Source organism: Mycobacterium sp. TH-M11 (genome assembly GCF_057473725.1).
Genome location: NZ_JBYCLD010000334.1, coordinates 1 through 2834, shown reverse-complemented (window position 1 = coordinate 2834; position 2834 = coordinate 1). Strand labels below are relative to the sequence as shown.

General features: G+C 64.5%; 4 protein-coding genes. All 4 read left to right on the top strand.

All coding sequences use genetic code 11. From position 1 onward, the window contains the following. The first annotated feature begins 686 nt into the window (after window positions 1–686). A complete protein-coding gene (locus AC2VOG_RS13475; RefSeq protein ID WP_486940395.1) occupies window positions 687–1343 on the top strand; it encodes an HNH endonuclease in 657 nt (218 codons plus the stop codon). 64 nt (window positions 1344–1407) lie between these two features. Further along, window positions 1408–1626: an aa3-type cytochrome oxidase subunit CtaJ gene (gene ctaJ, locus AC2VOG_RS13470; protein ID WP_486940396.1), complete on the top strand. Its 219-nt coding sequence runs from the start codon at window positions 1408–1410 to the stop codon at window positions 1624–1626. Continuing rightward, window positions 1613–2080, top strand: coding sequence for a DUF5130 domain-containing protein (locus AC2VOG_RS13465; RefSeq protein ID WP_486940394.1), 468 nt, complete (start codon window positions 1613–1615; stop codon window positions 2078–2080). The genes ctaJ and AC2VOG_RS13465 overlap by 14 nt, the downstream gene beginning before the upstream one ends. Window positions 2081–2177: 97 nt before the next feature. After that, window positions 2178–2834: EspA/EspE family type VII secretion system effector (locus tag AC2VOG_RS13460; RefSeq protein WP_486940393.1), on the top strand; the 657-nt coding region annotated here is incomplete at its 3' end.

Here is a 2834-nt window from a genome sequence, read left to right as displayed (position 1 = left end):
CCGCAGAGTGCTGGTCCAAACCATTGAGGGCGGCGGATCCATCCGTCTGCCGGTCGAAATGCGTGTCGTTGAACCCCGGCCCGAGTAGACACACGCTATTTCAGGATGCGGGAACCAGCATGGCGCAGCATATCGACGGACCGACTGATGTGCTTGCAGCTGCTGTTGGCGCAAATGCCCGACTTGCTGGTGAAACCGCCCGGCGGAGTGCTGGCGAAACGGGCCGACATCAGCAGCAACAGGGGCATCACCAAGCGAGCCGCAGAACAGCATCGATGGCATATCGAACAACCAACGGCCAGGAAGAAATCAGACGGTGAAAGCACGAAACCCCCGCCGGAAACGTCATCGCCCTCGATCGCAGAAAGTTCTCACCAAATCGGCCTGACGGCATGGTCAGATCAACCGTCTTTCAGACAGACCCTGCTCCAACAACGCAGCAGGATTCACAATATGGGGAGCGGTCATCGTGGGGTTCCTCTCGAGAGTGCTGTGGAAGGTTCACTCGGAGGATCACGCTCTGGTCCCGAACGACACACCGGGAAACGATCACGCGATCCGCGTTACACCACTATCAGGGACGCAACTCCACCGCCACCGGGTGTTCACCGGATTGACCAGCCGGCACCGGCCAATTTGGGGTGCGCTCGCCGGTGAATCGTGGTCCACTGGTCAGCGGAGGACGCATGGTGCAGCGCACAAAACGCCGCAGCCACCACAGTTCGGGTGCCGCGGCCGGCCTCAACGGGCCCGCGATCGGCTCAACCCTGCACAGCGTCCATTGCGTCGAGACCCATCCGCCGGTGCCGCATGACACCGGATCCGTGTGGAACCGCAGGCGGGTGCTGCTGCTGAACTCCACCTATGAGCCGTTGACGGCATTGCCGGTTCGGCGCGCGATCATCATGCTGATCTGCGGCAAGGCAGACGTGGTGCACGACGATCCGACGGGCCCGGTGGTCCATTCCGCGACCCGGTCGATCGCGGTGCCGTCGGTGATTCGGTTGCGCACATTCGTTCGGGTGCCCTACCGGGCTCGGGTGCCGATGACCCGCGCGGCCTTGATGCATCGCGACCGATTCTGCTGCGTCTACTGCGGCGCCAAGGCCGACACCGTCGACCATGTGGTGCCGCGCAGCCGTGGCGGGGAACACTCGTGGGAGAACTGCGTGGCGTGTTGCTCTTCCTGCAACCACCGCAAGGGTGACCGATTACTGGCCGAGCTGGGCTGGTCGCTGCGGATGGCGCCGATGCCGCCCAAAGGCCAGCATTGGCGGCTGCTGTCGACGGTCAAGGAACTCGATCCGTCCTGGGCGCGGTATCTCGGCGAAGGTGCGGCTTAGGGCGGTACCCGGCGCTGTGTAGCCGTCGGTTCGGTGGTGGGATACGGTTTGCGTCGTGAGCATGATGGAAATCCACTCGCTCTTTCTGGGCGTCCCGTTGTTGCTGGTGGTTCTTCTTGCGGCCATGATCTGGTCCCGCAAGGGTCCGCACCCGGCGACCTACAAGCTGTCGGAACCGTGGACTCATGCGCCCATTTTGTGGGCTGCCACTGATGAGGCTGTCGGCCACGGGCACGGCGCATCCGAGTTCAGCGTTGGAGGTGGAGTCAGTGGCAAGTGGTGAGATTGCAACCGTCACGCAGGGCGAGCTGCCCTACGGCTCGGTGATCACCGCCAGTGGCCGTATCTCGGGTGTCACCGAGGCCGGCGAGCTTTCGGTGCGCTATCCGTTTCCGATCGATGACCTGGTGCACCTCGACGACGCGCTGACTTACGCGTCGCGTGCTGCCGGCGCACGTTTTGCGGTCTACATCGGTGACTTGGGGGTCGACACCGGCGCGCGGGCGCGCGAGATCTTGGCGAAGGTTCCGACGCCCAACGACGCGGTGCTGATCGCGGTCTCGCCCGACCAGCACGCGATCGAGATCGTCTACGGCTCGGCGGTCCGCGGTCGCGGGGTCGAGTCGGCCGCACCGCTCGGTGTCGCTGCAGCGGCGTCATCGTTTACCGAAGGCAACCTGATCGATGGCCTGGTCAGCGCGGTCAACGTGACCAGCGCAGGCATTTCGCCGGCCTAGCCGGCTATCGCAAGTCTTCGCCGACTTTTGGTGCCGATTGCTCAGTGCGCGGGCTTTTAGACTGACCTGAGACTTCGGTGCACGAAAGGGTCAGCCGGTGAGCGCGATCGACGCCTTTATGTCGACGTGGTCGAATGCGCGGTCGACGTTGGGTGAGGGCACTCCCCAAGATGGCCGGGCCTTCGACAACAGTGCTCAGTTGCGTCAGATGCAGACTGCGACGGAGTCGGCGGCGGCGGGTCCGACGTGGTCGGGCCCTGCGGCTGATGCCTATGCCGACGCGAACAGCGGGCAGGGTCGAGTCCTGGGGCAGATGGCGGGTCTGGATCAGCGGCTTGGTGGCGAGGTGGACCGATCTGCCGCGGTGGTGGTCGCGGGTCGGCAGAATTTGGACAACGTCAAGCGGTGGGTGCAAGACGCCGCATCGGCGGTGCCGGAGGGCGCTAACCGCGACCAGGCGTTGGTGCCGATTGCGCGGAAGGGAATCGGTGATGTTGCCGACGTGGTCGCGAAAACTCATTCCGACCTCAACGCGATCGGCGCGCGCATCGGGGCTCTCGCCGACGAATACCGGAAACTGCAGGGCGACAAGGCCAACGGTTCGGGCGGTCCGCAGTTCGCCGGCCCAGATCCCAAAAACCCGGGTTCAGGTGATCCTGCGCCGACGAACAAGTACGAGCAGGCCCTGCGCGAGGCCGGTCTGCTCAGCGGCCCCCGTCCCACTGGTCGCTACCAGGAGTGGCTGCAAAATGCC